This is a genomic window from Variovorax sp. CCNWLW186 (assembly GCF_037203865.1).
In the GTDB taxonomy this organism is placed as follows: Bacteria; Pseudomonadota; Gammaproteobacteria; order Burkholderiales; family Burkholderiaceae_C; genus Variovorax.
This window is the reverse complement of record NZ_JBBCBO010000014.1, coordinates 122,029-138,787: the sequence shown is the minus strand read 5'-3', so window position 1 is coordinate 138,787 and position 16,759 is coordinate 122,029. Positions and strand designations below refer to the sequence as shown.

Sequence of the window (16,759 nt, the reverse complement as noted above, 5' to 3'; positions counted from 1 at the left end):
CGAAATAAAGGAGGAGGCCGCAGGCCGGGGGACATTCGCGGAGCAAGGTACCCCGTCGGCGGGAGCGCGCCCTGAACAGCGGCGTCAAAAGTGCTAAGGCCTAACAGGCCAGGGCCGCTGCGGCTCCCGAATCTGCTCGAACGCACGCGACACACGCAGTACGCCGAGGTCGTCGAAACGCTTCCCCGCAATCTGCAGTCCGATAGGCAGTCCGCCCGCCGAGTACCCGCAGTTCACCGAGGAAGCTGGTTGCTCCGACATGTTGAACGGCACCGTGAACCCGATGTGCTCCAGCGGACGCAGCGGGTCGTTGGTCGGCGAAGGTGCTTCCGCGGCTGCGGGCATGTTCGGCGACACCGGGGAGATCACGTAGTCGAACCGTGCGCAGGCCTGCACCGCTGCCACGCGCGTTGCATGGAACTGGCTGAAGCCGCGGAACACATGTTCGCCGCTGAACTCGGCCGCGCTCTCGGCCCACTCGCGAATGTAGGGCAGCACCTTGGCGCGCTGGTCGGGGCGCAAGGCCTTCATGTCAACCAGCGAGCGCATGCGCCACAAATGGTCCATGCCGTCGAGCATGGCTTGCGACATGAACGGCTGCATGGTCTCGACGATGGCACCGGCCTTCTCGAACAGGCGGGCCGCACGCTCGACCGCTGCCTCGATCTCCGGCTCAACCGCCAGGCCGCAGCCCGCGTCGAGCAGCAGCCCGATGCGCAGCCCCCGCAAGTGCTCGGGCGATACGTCGAAGCTCGCCCAATCGATGTCTTGCGGCGGCAGGCTCATGCTGTCGCGCGCATCGGGCCTGGAGAGCACCTGCATCATCAGCGCAGTATCGGCCACGCTGCGGGTCATGGGGCCCGCAGCGCGACCCATGTACGGCGGATCGATGGGAATGCGGCCCAGGCTCGGCTTCAGCGTGAAGATGCCGCACCAGCTTGCAGGCAACCGCAGCGAGCCGCCGATGTCGGTGCCGATGTGCAGTGGGCCGTAACCGGCGGCAGCCGCCGCACCGGCGCCGGCGCTGGAGCCGCCCGGGGTCTTGCTCAGGTCCCACGGATTGCGCGCCAGCTTGTGAAAGCTCGAAAGCCCCGAAGACAGCATGCCGTAGTCCGGCATCGTGGTCTTGCTGACGATCACCGCGCCGGCTTCCTTCAGCCGCGCGGCCGGAGGGGCGTCGGCGGCTGCCGGCTTCAGGTCGACGGCGGCCGTGCCCGCGGGCATCGGGTCGCCGCGCGTGGCGATGTTTTCCTTGATGGTGGCGGGCACGCCGTCGAGCGGGCCCAGCGCTTCGCCGCGCTGCCAGCGCGCTTCCGAAGCCCGCGCCTGTTCGAGCGCGGCTTCGGGCCTGAAGAGCCAGGTGGCTTGCAGCTTCGGTTCCCAGCGCTCGATGTGCGCGATGACGGCCTGCGTCACTTCGACCGGCGACAGGCGCTTGTCGCGGTAGGCGGCGGAGAGTTCCTGGGCGGAGAGGTCGTTCAGTGCAGAGGGAGAAGAAGACACGTCCGCGCTCATCCCCACGACAATGCCGAAAGGTCGTTCACGAAGATCGGGTTTTCCTTCCAGAGGCCCTTCACGTTCTTCTTTGCGATGGTCGGGAACTGCGGCTGGTACAGGAAGCCGTTGGCCGCATCGGCGGCCAGCATCTTCTGCGCGTCGCCGAGCAGCTTGGCGCGTTCGGCCGCATTGCCCGTGGACTTGATCTTGTCGAACAGCGTGTTGAAGCCCTTCGACTGGTAGCCCCAGTAGTAGTCCGCCTTGGCGTAGTTGCCGAGGTCGAAGGGCTCCACGTGCGACACGATCGACAGGTCGTAGTCCTTGTTGCCGTAGGTGCCGCTGAGCCACTGGGCCCACTCGACGTTCTGCACCTTCACCGTGATGCCGATCTTGGCCAGCTGGGCCACGATCACTTCGCCGCCCTGGCGCGCATAGGGCGGCGGCGGCAGGGTCATGGTGAGTTCGAGCGGCGTCTTCACGCCGGCTTCGGCAAGCAGCTTCTTGGCTTTTTCAATGTCGAACGGATTCACGGCGGTGGTGTCGACATAGCCCGCCGCGCCCGGCACGTAGTGGCTGCCGATAGGCACGCCAAAGCCGTCCGCCGCGCCTTCGATCACGGCCTTGCGGTCGATGGCCGAAAGGATGGCGCGCCGCACGCGCACGTCGTCCAGCGGCTTCTTCTTGTTGTTGATCGAGAGAATGGTCTTGGCGCGCGAGCCGGCCAGGATGGTCTGGAACTGCGGGTTGCTCTTGAACTGCGGCACCACGCGCGTGCCGATGCGCGTGAACACATCGACGTCGCCGGCCAGCAGCGACGCGGCCTGCGCGGCGGCGTCGGCAATGAAGCGGAACGTGACCTTGTTGATCTTCGCGGTGCCGGGGCTGCGAAAGCCGTCCCACTTGCTCAGCGTGATCGACGAGCCCTTGGCCCAGTTGTCGAGCTTGTAGGGGCCGGTGCCCACCGGCTTGGTGGCGTTGGTGTCGGCGCTCTTGGGCTCGACGATCGACGCCGTGGCCTGGCCCAGCACAAAGGGCAGGTCGGGGTCGATTTCCTTGTTGATGATGACCACGGTGTAGTCGTCGACCACCTGCGTGCTCAGGTTCGCGAAGGTGCGCTTGTCCTTGTTGGTGCTCTTCTCGCCGCCCGCGCGGTCGAAGGCGAACTTCACGGTGTTGGCGTTGAAGGGTTCGCCGTTCTGGTACTTGACGCCGCGCTTGAGCTTGAAGGTGTAGGTCTTCAGGTCGGGCGAGACTTCCCAGCTCTCGGCCAGGAGGGGCGTGACGTTGCCGTCTGCGTTGATCTTGGTGAGCGTCTCGAGGATGTTGTAGTGCACCACTTCCCCAATCGCGGCCGCGGCACCCGCAGTGGGATCGAGCCCCGGTGGCTCGAGCGCCATGCCGATCACGATGGCGTCCTTCCGCCCCTGTGCCATGCCGGCGACAGGGGTGGCCAGGGCAACGGTGGCGCCGGCGGTGGCAAGGAGGGTGCGACGATTCAGCATACGGTGTGATCTCCGGAAAAACTGGGTGTGCGATTTGGCTGCTTCAACGCGCACGGCGCCCCGAATGGAGGCGCCGCGCCGCGGAGTTAGGGCACGCAGCACGAAAGATGCCACGCGCGCAGCCAAAGTCATTCTCTCGCAGCGGGCGCGTTGCTGCTTGCCTGCAGCGGCGCTTTTTCCTCGGGACGTACCCGGATGCGGATCAGCGCCATTGGAGGGCGGCGCTCTCGCCGTCGCGACGACCCGACCGGTGCGCTCTTCCTCAGGCGGCCAGCAGGGTGCCACCCGTGGGCGTGCGCGGCACCGCCTCGAGCAGGGTGCGCGTGTACGGATGCTGCGCATTGCTGAAAAGCTCGCCGGGCGGCCCTTGCTCGACGATCTTGCCCTTCCACACCACGCAGACCTCGTCGCAGAGGTGGTTCACCACCGCCAGGTCATGGCTGATGAGCAGGTAGCTGATGCCGAACTGCTGCTGCAGGTCTTGCATGAGGTTGAGCACCTGGGCTTGCACGGACACGTCGAGCGCGCTCACGGGCTCGTCGGCCACGATGAGCCTGGGGCGCGTGATGAGCGCGCGTGCAATTGCGATGCGCTGGCGCTGCCCGCCCGAAAATTCGTGCGGGTACTTGTCCATGTCGGTGGTGCGCAGGCCCACGGCGGCCAGCGCCTCCGAGGCGCGCTCGCGCTGCACCGCACGGCTGGTTTCAGCCAGCGCCTCGAGCGGCTCGGCGACGATGCGTGCCACCGTCTGGCGCGGATCGAGCGAGCCGTAGGGGTCCTGGAACACCATCTGGAAGTCGCGCCGTGCCGTGCGCAGTTCGCTTCGGGGCAGCTGGTGCAGGTCGCGGCCCAGCATACGCACGCTGCCCGAAGTGGGCGTGTCGAGCGCCATCACCAGGCGTGCGATGGTTGATTTGCCCGAGCCCGATTCGCCGACGATGCCCAGGCTGCGGCCCGCCTCGACCTTGAAGCTCACGCCGTTCAGCGCCTTGACGAGCGGCGGCGGGCCGAAGAGCTTTTCGCGCGGCAGTGCGTAGTGGCGCACGAGGTCGGTGACCTCGAGCAGGGGCGCTGTGCCGATCGACTGACTCATGATGCAAGGGCCCCTTCCGCGGCAATCTCTTCGAGCCGGATGCACCGCACCGCATGGTCGTGCGGCAGCATCGTGGGCGCAGGCTTGGTCGCGTGGCAGGCATCCACGGTGTACTTGCATCGGCCCGCAAAAGGACAGCCTTGCGGCAGGTCGATCAGCTCGGGCACGCTGCCCCGGATGGTCGCCAGGCGGATGCCGCGCGGCGCACCAAGCGCCGGCCGCGCCGCGAACAGGCCTTGCGTGTACGGGTGCGCGCGCTCCGCGAACACGGCTTCGGTCGGGCCGCTCTCGACCACGCTGCCGCCGTACATCACCAGCATCTTCGAGACGCTCTGGGCAATCACGCCAAGGTCGTGCGAGATCAGGATCAGCGCCATGCCGCGCTCCGCGACCAGCCCCTGGATGAGATCGAGAATCTGCTTCTGGATGGTGACGTCGAGCGCGGTGGTGGGCTCGTCGGCAATGAGCAGGTCGGGGCCGCAGGCCAGGGCCATGGCAATGCCGATGCGCTGGCGTTGCCCGCCCGAAAACTGGTGCGGGTAGGCGTCGAGCCGCGAAGCCGCATCGGGAATGCCCACGCGCTCCAGCAATGCAAGCACCTCCTTGCGTGCGTCGGCGCCCGTGAGCCCGCGGTGCAGGCGCAGCGGCTCGCCGACCTGGCGCGCAATGGTGTGCACCGGGTTCAGTGCCGTCATCGGCTCCTGGAAGATCATGCCGATGCGGTTGCCGCGAATCTGGCACATGGCCTTTTCGCCCAGGCCCACGAGTTCGGTGCCGTCGAAGCGGATGCTGCCGCTGACCTTTGCGGTGGCGGGCAAGAGGCCCATAAGCGATTGCACCGTGATCGATTTGCCGCAGCCCGACTCGCCCACGATACCCAGCGTTTCGCCGCGCTCGAGCGTAAAGCCGATGCCGCGCACGGCCTCGGCGGGGCCGCGCTGCGTTTGCAGCTCGACATGCAGGTCCTTGACTTCGAGAAGAGGCATGGCTTAACGCGCCCTCGCCAGGCGCGGGTCGAGCAGATCGCGCAGGCCGTCGCCGAGCAGGTTGAGCCCCAGCACCGCCAGCGCAATGGCCATGCCCGGAAACACCGCGAGCAGGGGCGACTGGAACATCATGGTCTGCGCCTCGTTGAGCATGCGGCCCCAGGAGGCCTGCGGCGGCTGCGTGCCCAGGCCGAGGTAGGAGAGGGCGGCCTCGGCAAGGATGGCAATCGCGAAGCGGATGGTGATCTGCACGATCAGCACGGCCGAGATGTTGGGCAGCACGTGCTGCATGGTGATGGCGAACGAACCCTTGCCGCACGCGCGCGCCGCCGCCACGTACTCGCGCGACCAGATGGCATTGGCCGATGCGCGCGTGATGCGTGCGAACGTCGGTATGTTGTAGATGCCGATCGCGATGATCGCGTTGACGATGCCGGCGCCGAACACGGCCGTCATCATGATGGCCGACAGGATGGCCGGGAAGGCAAGCGAGAAGTCGGTAAGCCGCATGATGGCTTCTTCGACCCAGCCGCGCCGCGCCGCGGCCAAGAGGCCCAGCGCCGTGCCGACGACAAGGCCGATGCCCACGGCAATCATGCCCACCAGGATGGACGCTCGCGCGCCCACCAGCAGCAGCGAGGCCACGTCACGGCCATAGGTGTCGGTGCCCAGCCAGTGCGCGCCAGAGGGCGTCTTGAGCTTGTTGGGCATGTCCATCTCGTAGGGCGACCACGGCGTCCACACCAGCGAGACGACGGCAGCCAGCAGCAGGAGCAGCGTGAGCACGCCGCCGAGCACGAAGCTGCGGTGCCGCAGCGCACGGCGCCAGAAGCCGGGAACCTTGAGCGCCGCCGCGCTCGGAATGGGTACAGCGCTCATATGTCGCTCGCCTTGATGCGCGGGTCGATCACGGCGTAGAGCACGTCGACCACAAAATTCACGATGACCACCAGGGCCGCGAGCAGCATCACGCAGTTGCGCACGACGATCAGGTCGCGGTTGCCGATGGCTTCGAAGATCAGCCGGCCGAGGCCGGGCAGGTAGAACACCTTTTCGATCACGATGGTGCCGGCCAGCAGTTCTGAAAACTGCATGCCCATGACCGTGACCACCGGAATCATCGCGTTGCGCAGCACATGGGTCCAGAGCACCGCGCGCTGCGAAACGCCCTTGGCGCGGGCAGTGCGGACGAAGTCTTCGCGCATCACTTCGAGCACCGCCGAGCGCGTGATGCGCGCAAGGATGGCCGCCTGCACCACCGCGAGCGACAAGGCCGGCAGCAGCAGCGACTTGATGCCCGCGAAGACCCCTTCGCCCCAGCCCTCGAAGCCGCCGGCCGAGAACCATTGCAGTTGGACGGAGAAAACCAAAATGAGCAGGATCGCAAACCAGAAATTGGGAATGGCGATGCCCACCTGCGTGAGGCCCATCAGGCCCACGTCGCCGAGCTTGTTGTGGCGCGCTGCCGCGGTGACGCCCACAAGCAGTGCGAGCACGGTGGTCAGCGCCATCGCCAGCAGTGCCAGGGGCACGGTGAGCGCGAGCCGTTCAAGAATGAGGTCGAGCACCGGGGTGCTGTAGGCATAGCTGTCGCCAAGGTTGCCGGTCAGGAGGCCTGCAATCCACTGCCAGTAGCGCGTCCAGGCGGGTTGGTCGAGGCCGAGCTTGGTGGCCAGCGCCGCGACCGCTTCCGGCGCGGCGTCTGGGCCCATGAGCAACTGCGCGGCGTTGCCGGGCAGGATCTCGAGGACGAGAAACACTATGACCGAGGCGCCGATCAGCGTGGCGATCAGCGTGGCGAGGCGCTTGAGAATAAACAGGCTCATGGGGCGGGGCGCAGCATAACCCGACTCCTGCAACAAGCGTGCCTTGTTCGCGATAATCGGGTATGGCCCTCATGATCACCGACGAATGCATCAACTGCGATGTCTGCGAGCCCGAGTGCCCGAACGATGCCATTTACATGGGCGCGGAGTTCTACGAGATCGACCCGCGCAAGTGCACCGAATGCGTGGGGCATTTCGACGAGCCGCAGTGCGTGCAGGTGTGCCCGGTTGCGTGCATCCCGATCAATCCGGAGCACGTGGAAAGCCGCGAGACGCTGTGGCAGAAGTTCGAGCGGCTTGCCGCGGCCAAGGCGGCAGCCGCGGCTGTGGAGCCACGGCCGCCTGTGCCTTCAGCCGGCGTCTGAGCCGGACGACGGCTTTCGCTTTTTCTTGCCGCCCGCGCCGTCCGGCGACGAGGCCGGTTTTCCTCCCGTTGCCCCGCTGAAGCGCGTGCTCGACTTGTGCGGTTCCGAGGCGAGTTTTCGGGCACGCGCCTGCGCGAGTTGCTCGGAAGACGCGAGCTTTCGCTCGGCGACGGCGGCCTGCCGGGCTTCGTGGGCGGAGCGGCGATCGCGCTCGTAGGCTTCTTTTTCCTGGGACAGGCGAATGCGCTCGAGCTGATCGGCGCGGACCTCGGCCTTTTGCGTGCCCGCTTCCGAGGCGCGGCGATCTGCTTCGCTGCGCACATCATCGACCTTTACCGGTTTTCCGCCTTCGCAGGGCCGGTCGGTGTAGGTGCTGCCGCAGCGGTAGGTTTCGGACCTTCCCTGTGCCGCGGCGGGTAGCCAGAGAGCACCTGACGCTATAAAAAATATAGCTATGCCGGTTTTCCCGGTCTGAATTGCTCGAATTCTCATTTTTTATTTCTCTCCCTTTTCTCTCCCGCGCTCTCGTTGCCGGCTGACTAGGTGGCGGCGGGCGTGCCTCCATCGCCGGGCTCTCGCCGCGGCGGTTTGGGCCGGGGCGGTTTGCTCGTGTGAATGATCAAGGTGGCCTTTTCCATCTCGCCCGCCACCAAGGCAGGGGCCGCATGCAGCGTGCGGACGATGGCGTCCTCGATGGCTTCGCGCTGTTCCTTCAGCGGCTTCTTGAGCACCCAGTTGATCACCTCCGACTTCACGCCGGGATGTCCGATGCCCAGGCGCAGGCGCCAGTAGTCACCCGTGCCCAGTTGTGCATGGATGTCGCGCAGGCCGTTATGGCCCGCGTGGCTGCCGCCGAACTTGAGCTTGGCCTGGCCAGGCACCACGTCGAGCTCGTCGTGCACCACGAGAATTTCTTCGGGCGCGATCTTGAAGAAGCGCGCGAGCGCGGCGACCGATTTGCCCGACAGGTTCATGAAGGTTTGCGGCTCGAGCAGCCACACGCTCTGCCCGCCGATGTTCGCGCGCGCCGCAAGGCCGTGATAGCTGCGCTCGGGCACGAGGTTGAGCTTCCAGTCACGTGCGAGCGCGTCGATCCACCAGAAGCCTGCGTTGTGCCGTGTGGCTTCGTATTCAGGCCCGGGATTACCGAGGCCGACAAACAGCTTGATCATGAGGGAATTATCTCGCCGCCCCAAAAGCAAAAGGCCCGCACGAAGCGGGCCTTTTGCAGGGTGCCGGAAGAATTACTTCTTCGCGGCCGGCTTTGCCGTCTTGGCGGCAGGCTTGCCACCAGCGGCTGCGGCGCCTTCGGCAGGTGCTGCGCCTTCAGCGGCAGGTGCCGGCTCTTCGGCGACCAGCGGCGGCACGGCCGACACGATGACGGGGTTCAGCTTGCCGTGGCTCACGAACTTCACGCCCTTGGGCAGCTTGATGTCGCTCACGTGCAGCGTGGCGTTCTTCTTCAGGCTGGAGAGGTCGACCTCGATGAACTCGGGCAGGTCGCTCGGCAGGCAGCTCACTTCGAGCTCGTTCATCACGTGCGTGACCAGGTTGTGGTCGAGCTTGACGGCGTCGGACTCTTCTTCACCCTTGAAGTGAAGCGGCACCTTCATGTGCAGGCGGGTCTTGGCATCGACGCGCTGGAAGTCGATGTGTTGCACCAGCTGGCGGAACGGGTGGTACTGCACGTCGCGCAGCAGCACTTTGCTGGTGGCGCCGCCGAGTTCCATTTCGAGGATCGAGGCGTGGAAGGCTTCCTTCTTGAGGGCGTGCCACAACGCGTTGTGATCGAGCTCGATCAGCTGGGGCTTGCCTTCACCACCATAGACGATACCGGGCGTCTTGCCCGAGATGCGGAGACGGCGGCTCGCACCCGTGCCCTGCTTGGCGCGCTCAAAAGCGACGAATTTCATAACAACTCCTGTGAGAGTCCACCGCGACCAGTGCGACTCCGGTTCAACAAGGGCGCCGTTCCGAAAAAAGGAAGTGGCGCCCGCTTTTTGCTCAGAACAGGTTGTCCTGGTCCGAGAACAAACTCATGACCGACTCGCCCTTGGCAATGCGCTGGATCGTTTCGGCGATCAGCGGTGCCACGGAGAGTTGGCGGATCTTTCCGCAGGCCAAAGCGCCGTCGGAAAGAGGAATGGTGTTGGTCACGACCACTTCGTCGAGGGCGGAGTGGGTGATGCGTTCGATGGCCGGGCCCGAGAAGATCGGGTGCGTGCAATAGGCGTAGACGCTTTTTGCGCCGCGTTCCTTGAGCACTTCGGCCGCTTTGACCAGCGTGCCGGCCGTGTCGATCATGTCGTCCATGATCACGCAGTTGCGGCCGTCGATCTCGCCGATCACGTTCATGACCTCGCTCACGTTGGCCTTCGGGCGGCGCTTGTCGATGATGGCGAGGTCGCAGTTCAGCTGCTTGGCCAGCGCGCGTGCGCGCACCACGCCGCCCACGTCGGGCGACACGACGATCAGGTCTTCGTAGTTCCTCTGGCGCAGGTCGCCCAGCAGCACCGGCGACGCATAGATGTTGTCGACCGGAATATCGAAGAAGCCCTGGATCTGGTCGGCGTGCAGGTCCATGGTGAGCACGCGCTCGACACCCACGGTTTCCAGCAGGTTGGCCACCACCTTGGCCGAGATCGGCACCCGGCTGGAGCGCGGGCGGCGGTCCTGGCGGGCATAGCCGTAGTAGGGAATCACGGCGCTGATCCGCTCGGCCGAGGCGCGCTTGAGCGCGTCGACCATGATGAGCAGTTCCATCAGGTTTTCGTTGGTCGGTGCGCAGGTGGACTGCACCACGAACACATCGCGCGCCCGGACGTTCTGGTTGATCTCGACGGTGACTTCGCCGTCGGAGAAGCGTCCAACGCGCGCGGCACCCAGCGAGGTACCGAGGTTTTGCGCGATTTCTGCGGCCAGGCCAGGATTGGCGTTGCCGGTGAAAACCATGAAATCAGGGTGATTAGCCTGCATGAGCGCGTCCCGGCAGTCGAATGGCTTTTAGGAAGCCGCCAAAGAGTTTGAGTCGTGGTGGCGGCTTGGAGGCCGCCGATTATTGCAGCCGGTAGGCTGCAAAAGAAGCACTGCGGCCCGTGGGCCGCAGTCTGAAAGCGCTGCGGCGGTTAGACCGCAGCCTGAAGAGATTTGGCAGGGGAGAAAGGATTCGAACCTTTGCATGCTGGAATCAAAATCCAGTGCCTTAACCAACTTGGCGACTCCCCTACACGGGTCGATGGTTTTCACCACAAACCGATATATGTCGCATCGGACCCATCACGATCCGATTATCTTCAGGTCGCCCATCCCCAGAGTGGATGAACGGCCAGGTTGCTGCATTGACGAACCTGCCAGCCCGCGGGGGCTTCGGCCAGTTTCGCTTCTTGCGGCCCTTGCTGCAATTTCGCGAATACCGAACTTCCGGAGCCGGTCATCCGGGCCTTCAATCCTTGGGCGCCGAGCCATTCGATGGCTTCGGTGACTGCGGGGCAAAGCCGTTGGGCAACCGGCTGCAGGTCGTTGTGGCCGAAGTCGAAAACCTTGAAAGCACTGCTTTCCTGGTTTGGAGCTTCAAGCTGTTCGCTATCTGCAGCAAAGCCCGAGATTATAGCAACAGGAGTGGCGCGTTGAAGGTCCGGCGCAGAAAAAATTAAGCGCGTATCGAGTCCCTCAGGTGGCTTGGCCACAACGAAACGTGCCGCAGGCACATTCACGGGGGTGATTTTCTCGCCGATTCCCTCGACCCAGGCATTGCGGCCCCCAAGGAAGAACGGCACGTCGGCACCCAGTTTCACGCCGATTTCGGCCAGGCGCGACAACGGCAGGTTCAGGTTCCAGAGCCGGTTGAGCGCCAGCAGGCAGGTGGCGGCGTCCGAAGAGCCTCCGCCCATGCCGGCCTGCGCCGGAACCTGCTTGGCAACGCCGATATGGGCCCCCTGGCCCGGGCTGGCATGCACCTGGAGCGCTCGCGCCGCGCGCAGCACCAGGTCGTCGGGCGGCAATTCGGTCGTCAGGTCTTCGCGGCTGAGTTGCCCGTCGCGCCGCAGTTCGACGTGCAGCGTGTCGCACCAGTCGATCAGCATGAAGACCGACTGCAGCAGGTGGTAGCCGTCTTCGCGCCGGCCGGTGATGTGCAGGAAGAGGTTGAGCTTGGCCGGTGCGGGAAGGTCGTAGATCGCCTTCATGACCGTTCGAACACGATGCGCAGATCGGCCGTGGGCCCCGGATTCTCACGCGTGGCCTGCAGGCGGCCGTTCGCCACCTGCGCCAAGTCGGGGCGCCAGCCGGGAACGCGGTCGTCGCGTCCCTCGAGCCAGCCGAAGAGTGCGCCCACGGGTATTGCGGCACCCGTGGCGGCTTCGATCAGCGCATCGACCGATTCGTAGCGCCGCACTTCGCTGCCATTCTTGAGCAAGGCCTCGCCGGGCGACCAGTGCAACTGGGCCAGCGTGCTGCCGATGGGGCTCGTGAGCGACAGCTCGCCCGCTTCAGGAGAACCGCGCAATTCGAACAGGGCGGAAAACGTCTGCACCGGCTGGCTGTCGATGCGCAGCGACATGCGGCCGCTCCAGATGTCGATGCCCTGGGGCCGCGCGCCGCCGGAGAGCTGCGCGCAACCGGCCGTTACCAGGAGCGCCGCAACGCCCGCCGCCATGAAGCCCCTGCGGTCGCCCTGAAGATCCGGCGCGAGCATTGTCGTCACGGCTTGACCCGCAGGCGCTTGAGCGTCTCCTGCAGGGTTTCGTTTTCGGCATCGCTCAGCAAGGCCTCTTTCCAGATCGTGACGGCGCGGTCTTTCTGGCCGACCGTCCAGAGCACTTCACCAAAGTGCGCGCCGATCTCCGGATCGGGCCGCGTCTTGTAGGCCGCCTCCAGGATGCGAATGGCTTCGGTGGTGTTGCCCAGCCGGAATTCGACCCAGCCCAGGCTGTCCGCAATGAACGGATCTTGCGGCGCCAGCTGCACCGCTTTCTGGATCAGCGTGCGCGCCTCGTCGAGCCGGATCTTGCGATCGGCGAACGAGTAGCCGAGCGCGTTGTAGGCATTCTGGTTTTCGGGCTTGAGCTCGATCAGCCGGCGCAGGAGCCGCTCCATTTCGTCGAGGCGGTTCAGCTTCTCGGCCACCATGGCCTGGTCGTAGATCAGGTCGGTGTCGTTCGGCGCGGCGACGGAAGCCTGCGCCAGCATGTCGTATGCCGCCTGGTATTGCTTGGCGTCGCGCAGCAGCTGCACTTCGGCGAGGAACTTCTGCTTCTTGTCCTCCGGCGTGCGCTCGGGCAGGCCACGCAGCACTTCGCGCGCTTGCGGCAGCTTGTCCTGGCGTGCCAGCAGGCCTGCGCGGCGGGTCTGTGCCACGACCAGGTCGTCGGTGCTGTCGACGCGTGCGAGCCAGCGCTCCGCGCCCGTGAAGTCCTTGCGGCGCTCCGAGAGTTGCGACAGAAGCAGGTAGGCCTGTGTGGTGCCGCGCTGGCGATCGTCCGCATCCTTCTGGTCTTTTTGGGACGCGGCGAGCTCGACATAACGCTTGAGCGATGTTTCGGCGGCCCCGTCCTGGCGCGCCTGCGCCTGCAGGCTGCCGAGCAGCAGCCAAGGTTCGGCCAGCTCGGGCCGCGCCGTGGTCAGCGCCTGAAGTTGCGCGCTGGAGTCGGCGAAGCGGCGGTTCTCGACCAGCACGCGTGCGTAGGCAACGCGCAGGTCGGGCGAGGCCTTGGGGTTGTTGGCAAGGTAGCGCGTGACGATCGGCTCGGCCAGCGGTTGGCTGGGGTCGATCATTTCGAGCGCCAGCGCGGCCGGCGCGTCGGAGGCGGGGTCGATTTCCTGGCCCTTGAACGCAGCGTCGAGCGCACCGGAGGTATCGCCCGCATTCAGGCGCATCCGTCCCACCGTTGCCCAGGCCAGCCCGCCGGTGGCCGGCTTGTTGAGTTCATCGGCCAGTGCCCGCTCGACCACCGAGGCGGCCAGTTTCTTGTCGGTGGAGCGCGAGTAGTTGCGCACAATCACCGCCATGAGCATGGGGCGTTCGACTTGCGAGGTGGCGGCGACTTCGGCGCGCAGCAGCTCGGCCGTTTCGCCGATGCGATTGAGCGCAATGAGGATCTGGAGCTCGATGCGGCGTGCATCGCGCGAGTTGGGCAGCGTTTCCTGCCAGGCGCGGGCCGCTGCAAGCGCTGCATCGCCCGAACGCGACTGCAACGCAATTTCGACCGCGCGCTGAAACAGCTTGCCGTCGCGCAGGCGGCGCGCCGCGTCGAGCACCAGCGCGTAGCCCGCGCCGGGATCGCCGGAGCGCGTGGTCATCTCGCCCATCAGGATTTCGTAGAACAGCTCGGCCGTGAGCGCCGATGGCTGCGCGACGGGTTCGCTTGCCGGCTTGGCCGCGACCGGCGCCGCAGCCGGAGGCCTTGTGCCCGGCCGGGACGGGGTCGGCCGCTCGATGATGGGCGCCGGGCTGTTGGGCGCGGCGGGATCGGAGGTTTGCGCGTGAACCGCGCAAGCAAGCAGCACGAGAGACGCGGCCGCCGCAAGGCGGTGTCGGCGGGGCGATGGAATCATCGAACCATAATAATCCAAGCTTTTGAGCGAGCACCGCGTGGGGCTTCATTGCAGCCCGGAGTTTTTATTCTTATGCCAGAGCTTCCAGAAGTCGAAGTGACGCGGCGCGGTTTTGCCGAACGCATTGCCGGTGCACGCATCGATGCGGTGCGCATCGGCAAGCCCTTGCGCTGGGCGCTGATGGTCGCGCCCGAGGCGCTGGTCGGGCGCCAGGTGCTGCAAGTGCGCCGGCGCGGCAAGTACCTGCTGATCGACCTGGATCGCGGCCTGTTGCTGCTGCACCTGGGTATGTCGGGCAGCCTGCGCTTCGATGCGGCGCTGCCGCCGCCCGGCGTTCACGATCACTTCGATCTCGTGACCGACCGGGGTACCCTGCGGCTCAACGATCCGCGCCGCTTCGGTGCCGTGGTCTACGTGGAAGACGAAGCGGCGCCATGGGCCATCAAGCTGCTTGGCGGACTGGGCATGGAGCCGCTGGGCGACGGCTTCGACCTCGACGCTTTCCACGCCGGGCTTCGGAAGCGCCGCACGGCGGTGAAGCAGGTGCTGCTCGCGGGCGATGTGGTGGTGGGCGTTGGGAACATCTATGCGTCGGAGGCGCTGTTTCAGGCGGGCATTCGCCCGACCCTGTCTGCCGCGCGAATCAGCCGGCCGCGCGCCGCCAAGCTTCATGCGGCGGTACGCGAAATTTTGGCCAGGGCGGTGGAGAAGGGCGGCAGCACGCTGCGCGATTTCTCCAATGTGGACGGGCAGAACGGCTATTTCCAACTCGAAGCCACGGTCTACGGGCGGGCCGGCGAGCCTTGTCGGGTCTGCGCAACGCCGATACGGCAGCTACGCCAAGGCCAGCGTTCCACTTACTATTGTCCAAATTGTCAAAAATAGTTTTCTGGCGTCCACGTTCGAATATCCTGCAAACGGTTGCTCCACAGCTTGCGATGCTATATTTGTAAGTTGTTTCTTACATATTCCCTTTGAGCCGCTCTTTCAACCAACAACTCGATCAGCACGGCGCCTGGCGAAGCAATTTTGCTCACCGCCTCCAGTGGCTGTCCCGCTGGCTGACCGAGAACGAGCTGCTCGACCAAGCCGTGGCCGAGCGCCTGCGCGGCCTCGAGCTGCAGATTCGCAACAGCAAGGTCATGGTCGCGTTCGTGGCCGAGTTCTCGCGCGGCAAGTCGGAGCTGATCAACGCGATCTTCTTCGCCGGCTACGGGCGGCGCATCATGCCGGCCAGCGCGGGGCGCACGACGATGTGCCCGACCGAACTGGGCTACGACGCCGCGGTGTCGCCCAAGCTGCGGCTGCTGCCTATCGAAACCCGGCTGGAACCCCATTCGCTCACGCACTGGCGCGAGAAGCCGACGCGCTGGACTGAAATTGCAATCGACGTAGAGAACGCCGAGCAGCTGGCCCAGGCCATGGGCAAGGTGGCCGAAGTGCGCTGGGTCAGCAAGGACGAGGCGCATGCGCTCGGCTTCTGGAACGAAGAAACACCCGACGACAACCCTGTGCAGGACGCCGAAGGCCGGGTGGAAATTCCGCGCTGGCGCCACGCCATCCTGAACATGCCGCACCCGCTGCTGGAGCAGGGGCTCGTCATTCTGGATACTCCGGGCCTGAACGCGATTGGTGCCGAGCCCGAGCTCACGGTGAGCCTCATTCCGCAGGCGCATGCGGTCGTCTTCATCCTGGGTGCCGAAACCGGGGTGACGCGTTCCGACCTGTCCATCTGGCGCGAGCACCTGGTCACCGAAAGCGAAGGCAGCGACACGCGCTTCGTGGTGCTCAATAAGATCGACACCATGTGGGACACGCTGAGCACGCCCGCGCAGATCGAAATGCAGATCGAGCGCCAGCGTGAAGTGGCGGCCAAGTTTCTCGAGGTGCCGCTCGTGCAGGTGTTGCCGGTGTCGGCGCAAAAGGGCCTGCAGGCAAAAATCCAGCGCGACGGGCGGCTGCTCGAAGCCAGCCGTTTGCTGGCGCTCGAAACGCTGCTCGCCGAGGGCGTGCTCGGCAAGCGCGAAACCATGCTGCGGCTTGCCGTCGATGCCGGCATGGTGGCATTGCGTGTCGAAGCCGAGCGCATCCTGAAGGTGCGCCAGCGCGACTTGTCGGAGCAGGCGCTCGAACTGCAGGGCCTGCGGGGCAAGAACGTTTCGGTGATCCGCCACATGCGCGCCCGCATCGACCAGGAGCAGAACGAGTTCGAGGGCAGCAACACGCGCATCCTTGCGCTGCGCTCCGTGCAGGGCAAGTTGCTGCGCGAGGTGTATGCCGTGCTCGGCCGCACCGCGCTCAAGGAGGACATGGTGCGGCTTTCGACCGCGCTCAAGCGCCCCGGCATCAAGCTCAACGTGCGCAAGGTGTACGGCGAGACCTTCGATTCATTGCGCAACAACCTGCGCGAAGTGCAGGCCACCACGGCCGAGATTCAATCGATGCTGCACGCCACGTTCCGTCAGCTCAACGCGGAACAGGGCTTCAACCTGCAGGCGCCCGCCGAGCCGGACCTGACGAGCTTCGAACAGGAGCTGAGCCAGATCGAGCGCAGCCACATTCATTACCTGAGCGTCGGCAATCTGCTGAGGCTGGCGCAGGCGGATTTCTGCGACAAGCTGGTGCGCGCACTCGCCAGCCGGCTGCGGCTGGTCAACGAAGCGGCCATGACCGAAGTCGAACGCTGGAGCAAGGGTGCCAGCGCGCAGATCGACGCGCAGCTGAAGGAGCGCCGCCGCACCTTCAGCAAGCGTATCGAGGCGATCGAGCGCATCCAGAATGCGGCCGGCAACCTCGACGAACGCCTGCTCGAACTTGCCGCGCAAGAGAGCAGCCTGGCCGAGCTGCATCTTCGGCTGCAGGAATTCACTTCGATGATCGCGCAACAGGGAAGACCGGCCGCCGCGGCCGCCATCGGCGAACTGCGTGCAGCCTGATT

General features: G+C 65.6%; 16 protein-coding genes and 1 tRNA gene. 3 read left to right on the top strand and 14 right to left on the bottom strand.

All coding sequences use genetic code 11. The features are described 5' to 3' along the window. Nucleotides 1-93 precede the first annotated feature (93 nt). The 6 genes from V9K97_RS17990 to V9K97_RS17965 all read right to left on the bottom strand — a co-directional run bounded on the left by V9K97_RS17990 (nt 94) and on the right by V9K97_RS17965 (nt 6,904). Nucleotides 94-1,515 carry an amidase gene (locus tag V9K97_RS17990; protein WP_337319699.1) on the bottom strand — a complete coding sequence of 474 codons (1,422 nt, stop codon included), beginning with the start codon at nt 1,513-1,515 and terminating at the stop codon, nt 94-96. After that, nucleotides 1,512-2,999 carry an ABC transporter substrate-binding protein gene (locus tag V9K97_RS17985; protein WP_337319696.1) on the bottom strand — a complete coding sequence of 496 codons (1,488 nt, stop codon included), beginning with the start codon at nt 2,997-2,999 and terminating at the stop codon, nt 1,512-1,514. Before V9K97_RS17985 ends, V9K97_RS17990 begins: the two co-directional genes overlap by 4 nt. A gap of 262 nt (nt 3,000-3,261) precedes the next feature. Continuing rightward, complete coding sequence (locus tag V9K97_RS17980) at nt 3,262-4,092, bottom strand: ATP-binding cassette domain-containing protein (RefSeq protein WP_337319694.1); 831 nt, start codon at nt 4,090-4,092, stop codon at nt 3,262-3,264. Further along, a complete protein-coding gene (locus V9K97_RS17975) occupies nt 4,089-5,078 on the bottom strand; it encodes an ABC transporter ATP-binding protein (protein WP_337319692.1) in 990 nt (329 codons plus the stop codon). Before V9K97_RS17975 ends, V9K97_RS17980 begins: the two co-directional genes overlap by 4 nt. Nucleotides 5,079-5,081: 3 nt before the next feature. Beyond that, nucleotides 5,082-5,957, bottom strand: a complete 876-nt coding sequence (locus V9K97_RS17970; RefSeq protein ID WP_337319690.1) for an ABC transporter permease — start codon at nt 5,955-5,957, stop codon at nt 5,082-5,084. Next, entirely contained in the window at nt 5,954-6,904 is a 951-nt protein-coding gene (locus V9K97_RS17965) for an ABC transporter permease (protein WP_258502221.1), read from the bottom strand. Before V9K97_RS17965 ends, V9K97_RS17970 begins: the two co-directional genes overlap by 4 nt. Nucleotides 6,905-6,966: 62 nt before the next feature. Between V9K97_RS17965 and V9K97_RS17960 the strand changes: the two genes are divergently transcribed. Next, nucleotides 6,967-7,269 carry a YfhL family 4Fe-4S dicluster ferredoxin gene (locus V9K97_RS17960; RefSeq protein ID WP_337298603.1) on the top strand — a complete coding sequence of 101 codons (303 nt, stop codon included), beginning with the start codon at nt 6,967-6,969 and terminating at the stop codon, nt 7,267-7,269. On the opposite strand, the gene V9K97_RS17955 is transcribed toward V9K97_RS17960, so the two are convergent. The 8 genes from V9K97_RS17955 to V9K97_RS17920 form a co-directional block, all read right to left on the bottom strand. Beyond that, nucleotides 7,255-7,761: a hypothetical protein gene (locus tag V9K97_RS17955; RefSeq protein ID WP_337319688.1), complete on the bottom strand. Its 507-nt coding sequence runs from the start codon at nt 7,759-7,761 to the stop codon at nt 7,255-7,257. The genes V9K97_RS17960 and V9K97_RS17955 overlap by 15 nt on opposite strands. Nucleotides 7,762-7,808: 47 nt before the next feature. Next, on the bottom strand, nt 7,809-8,441 hold the full coding sequence (gene pth / locus V9K97_RS17950; RefSeq protein WP_258502215.1) for an aminoacyl-tRNA hydrolase: 633 nt from the start codon (nt 8,439-8,441) through the stop codon (nt 7,809-7,811). 72 nt (nt 8,442-8,513) lie between these two features. Further along, on the bottom strand, nt 8,514-9,182 hold the full coding sequence (locus V9K97_RS17945) for a 50S ribosomal protein L25/general stress protein Ctc (RefSeq protein WP_157615666.1): 669 nt from the start codon (nt 9,180-9,182) through the stop codon (nt 8,514-8,516). Nucleotides 9,183-9,273: 91 nt separating this feature from the next. Next, entirely contained in the window at nt 9,274-10,245 is a 972-nt protein-coding gene (locus tag V9K97_RS17940; protein WP_126747032.1) for a ribose-phosphate pyrophosphokinase, read from the bottom strand. A gap of 172 nt (nt 10,246-10,417) precedes the next feature. Next, nucleotides 10,418-10,494, bottom strand: a tRNA-Gln gene (locus tag V9K97_RS17935). 68 nt (nt 10,495-10,562) lie between these two features. Further along, on the bottom strand, nt 10,563-11,453 hold the full coding sequence (ispE, locus tag V9K97_RS17930; RefSeq protein WP_337319686.1) for a 4-(cytidine 5'-diphospho)-2-C-methyl-D-erythritol kinase: 891 nt from the start codon (nt 11,451-11,453) through the stop codon (nt 10,563-10,565). Beyond that, a complete protein-coding gene (locus tag V9K97_RS17925) occupies nt 11,450-11,962 on the bottom strand; it encodes a lipoprotein insertase outer membrane protein LolB (RefSeq protein ID WP_337319711.1) in 513 nt (170 codons plus the stop codon). The genes ispE and V9K97_RS17925 overlap by 4 nt, the downstream gene beginning before the upstream one ends. 5 nt (nt 11,963-11,967) lie before the next feature. Next, the gene (locus tag V9K97_RS17920) at nt 11,968-13,821 is read right to left on the bottom strand and encodes a tetratricopeptide repeat protein (RefSeq protein WP_337319683.1); all 1,854 of its coding nucleotides are present in this window, start codon (nt 13,819-13,821) and stop codon (nt 11,968-11,970) included. A gap of 72 nt (nt 13,822-13,893) precedes the next feature. Here V9K97_RS17920 and mutM point away from each other — a divergent pair, with 72 nt between their 5' ends. After that, nucleotides 13,894-14,706 (top strand): bifunctional DNA-formamidopyrimidine glycosylase/DNA-(apurinic or apyrimidinic site) lyase, encoded by an 813-nt coding sequence (mutM, locus tag V9K97_RS17915; protein ID WP_337319681.1) that lies wholly within the window; start codon nt 13,894-13,896, stop codon nt 14,704-14,706. A gap of 89 nt (nt 14,707-14,795) precedes the next feature. After that, nucleotides 14,796-16,757 (top strand): dynamin family protein, encoded by a 1,962-nt coding sequence (locus V9K97_RS17910; RefSeq protein ID WP_337298598.1) that lies wholly within the window; start codon nt 14,796-14,798, stop codon nt 16,755-16,757. The last annotated feature ends 2 nt before the right edge of the window (nt 16,758-16,759 follow it).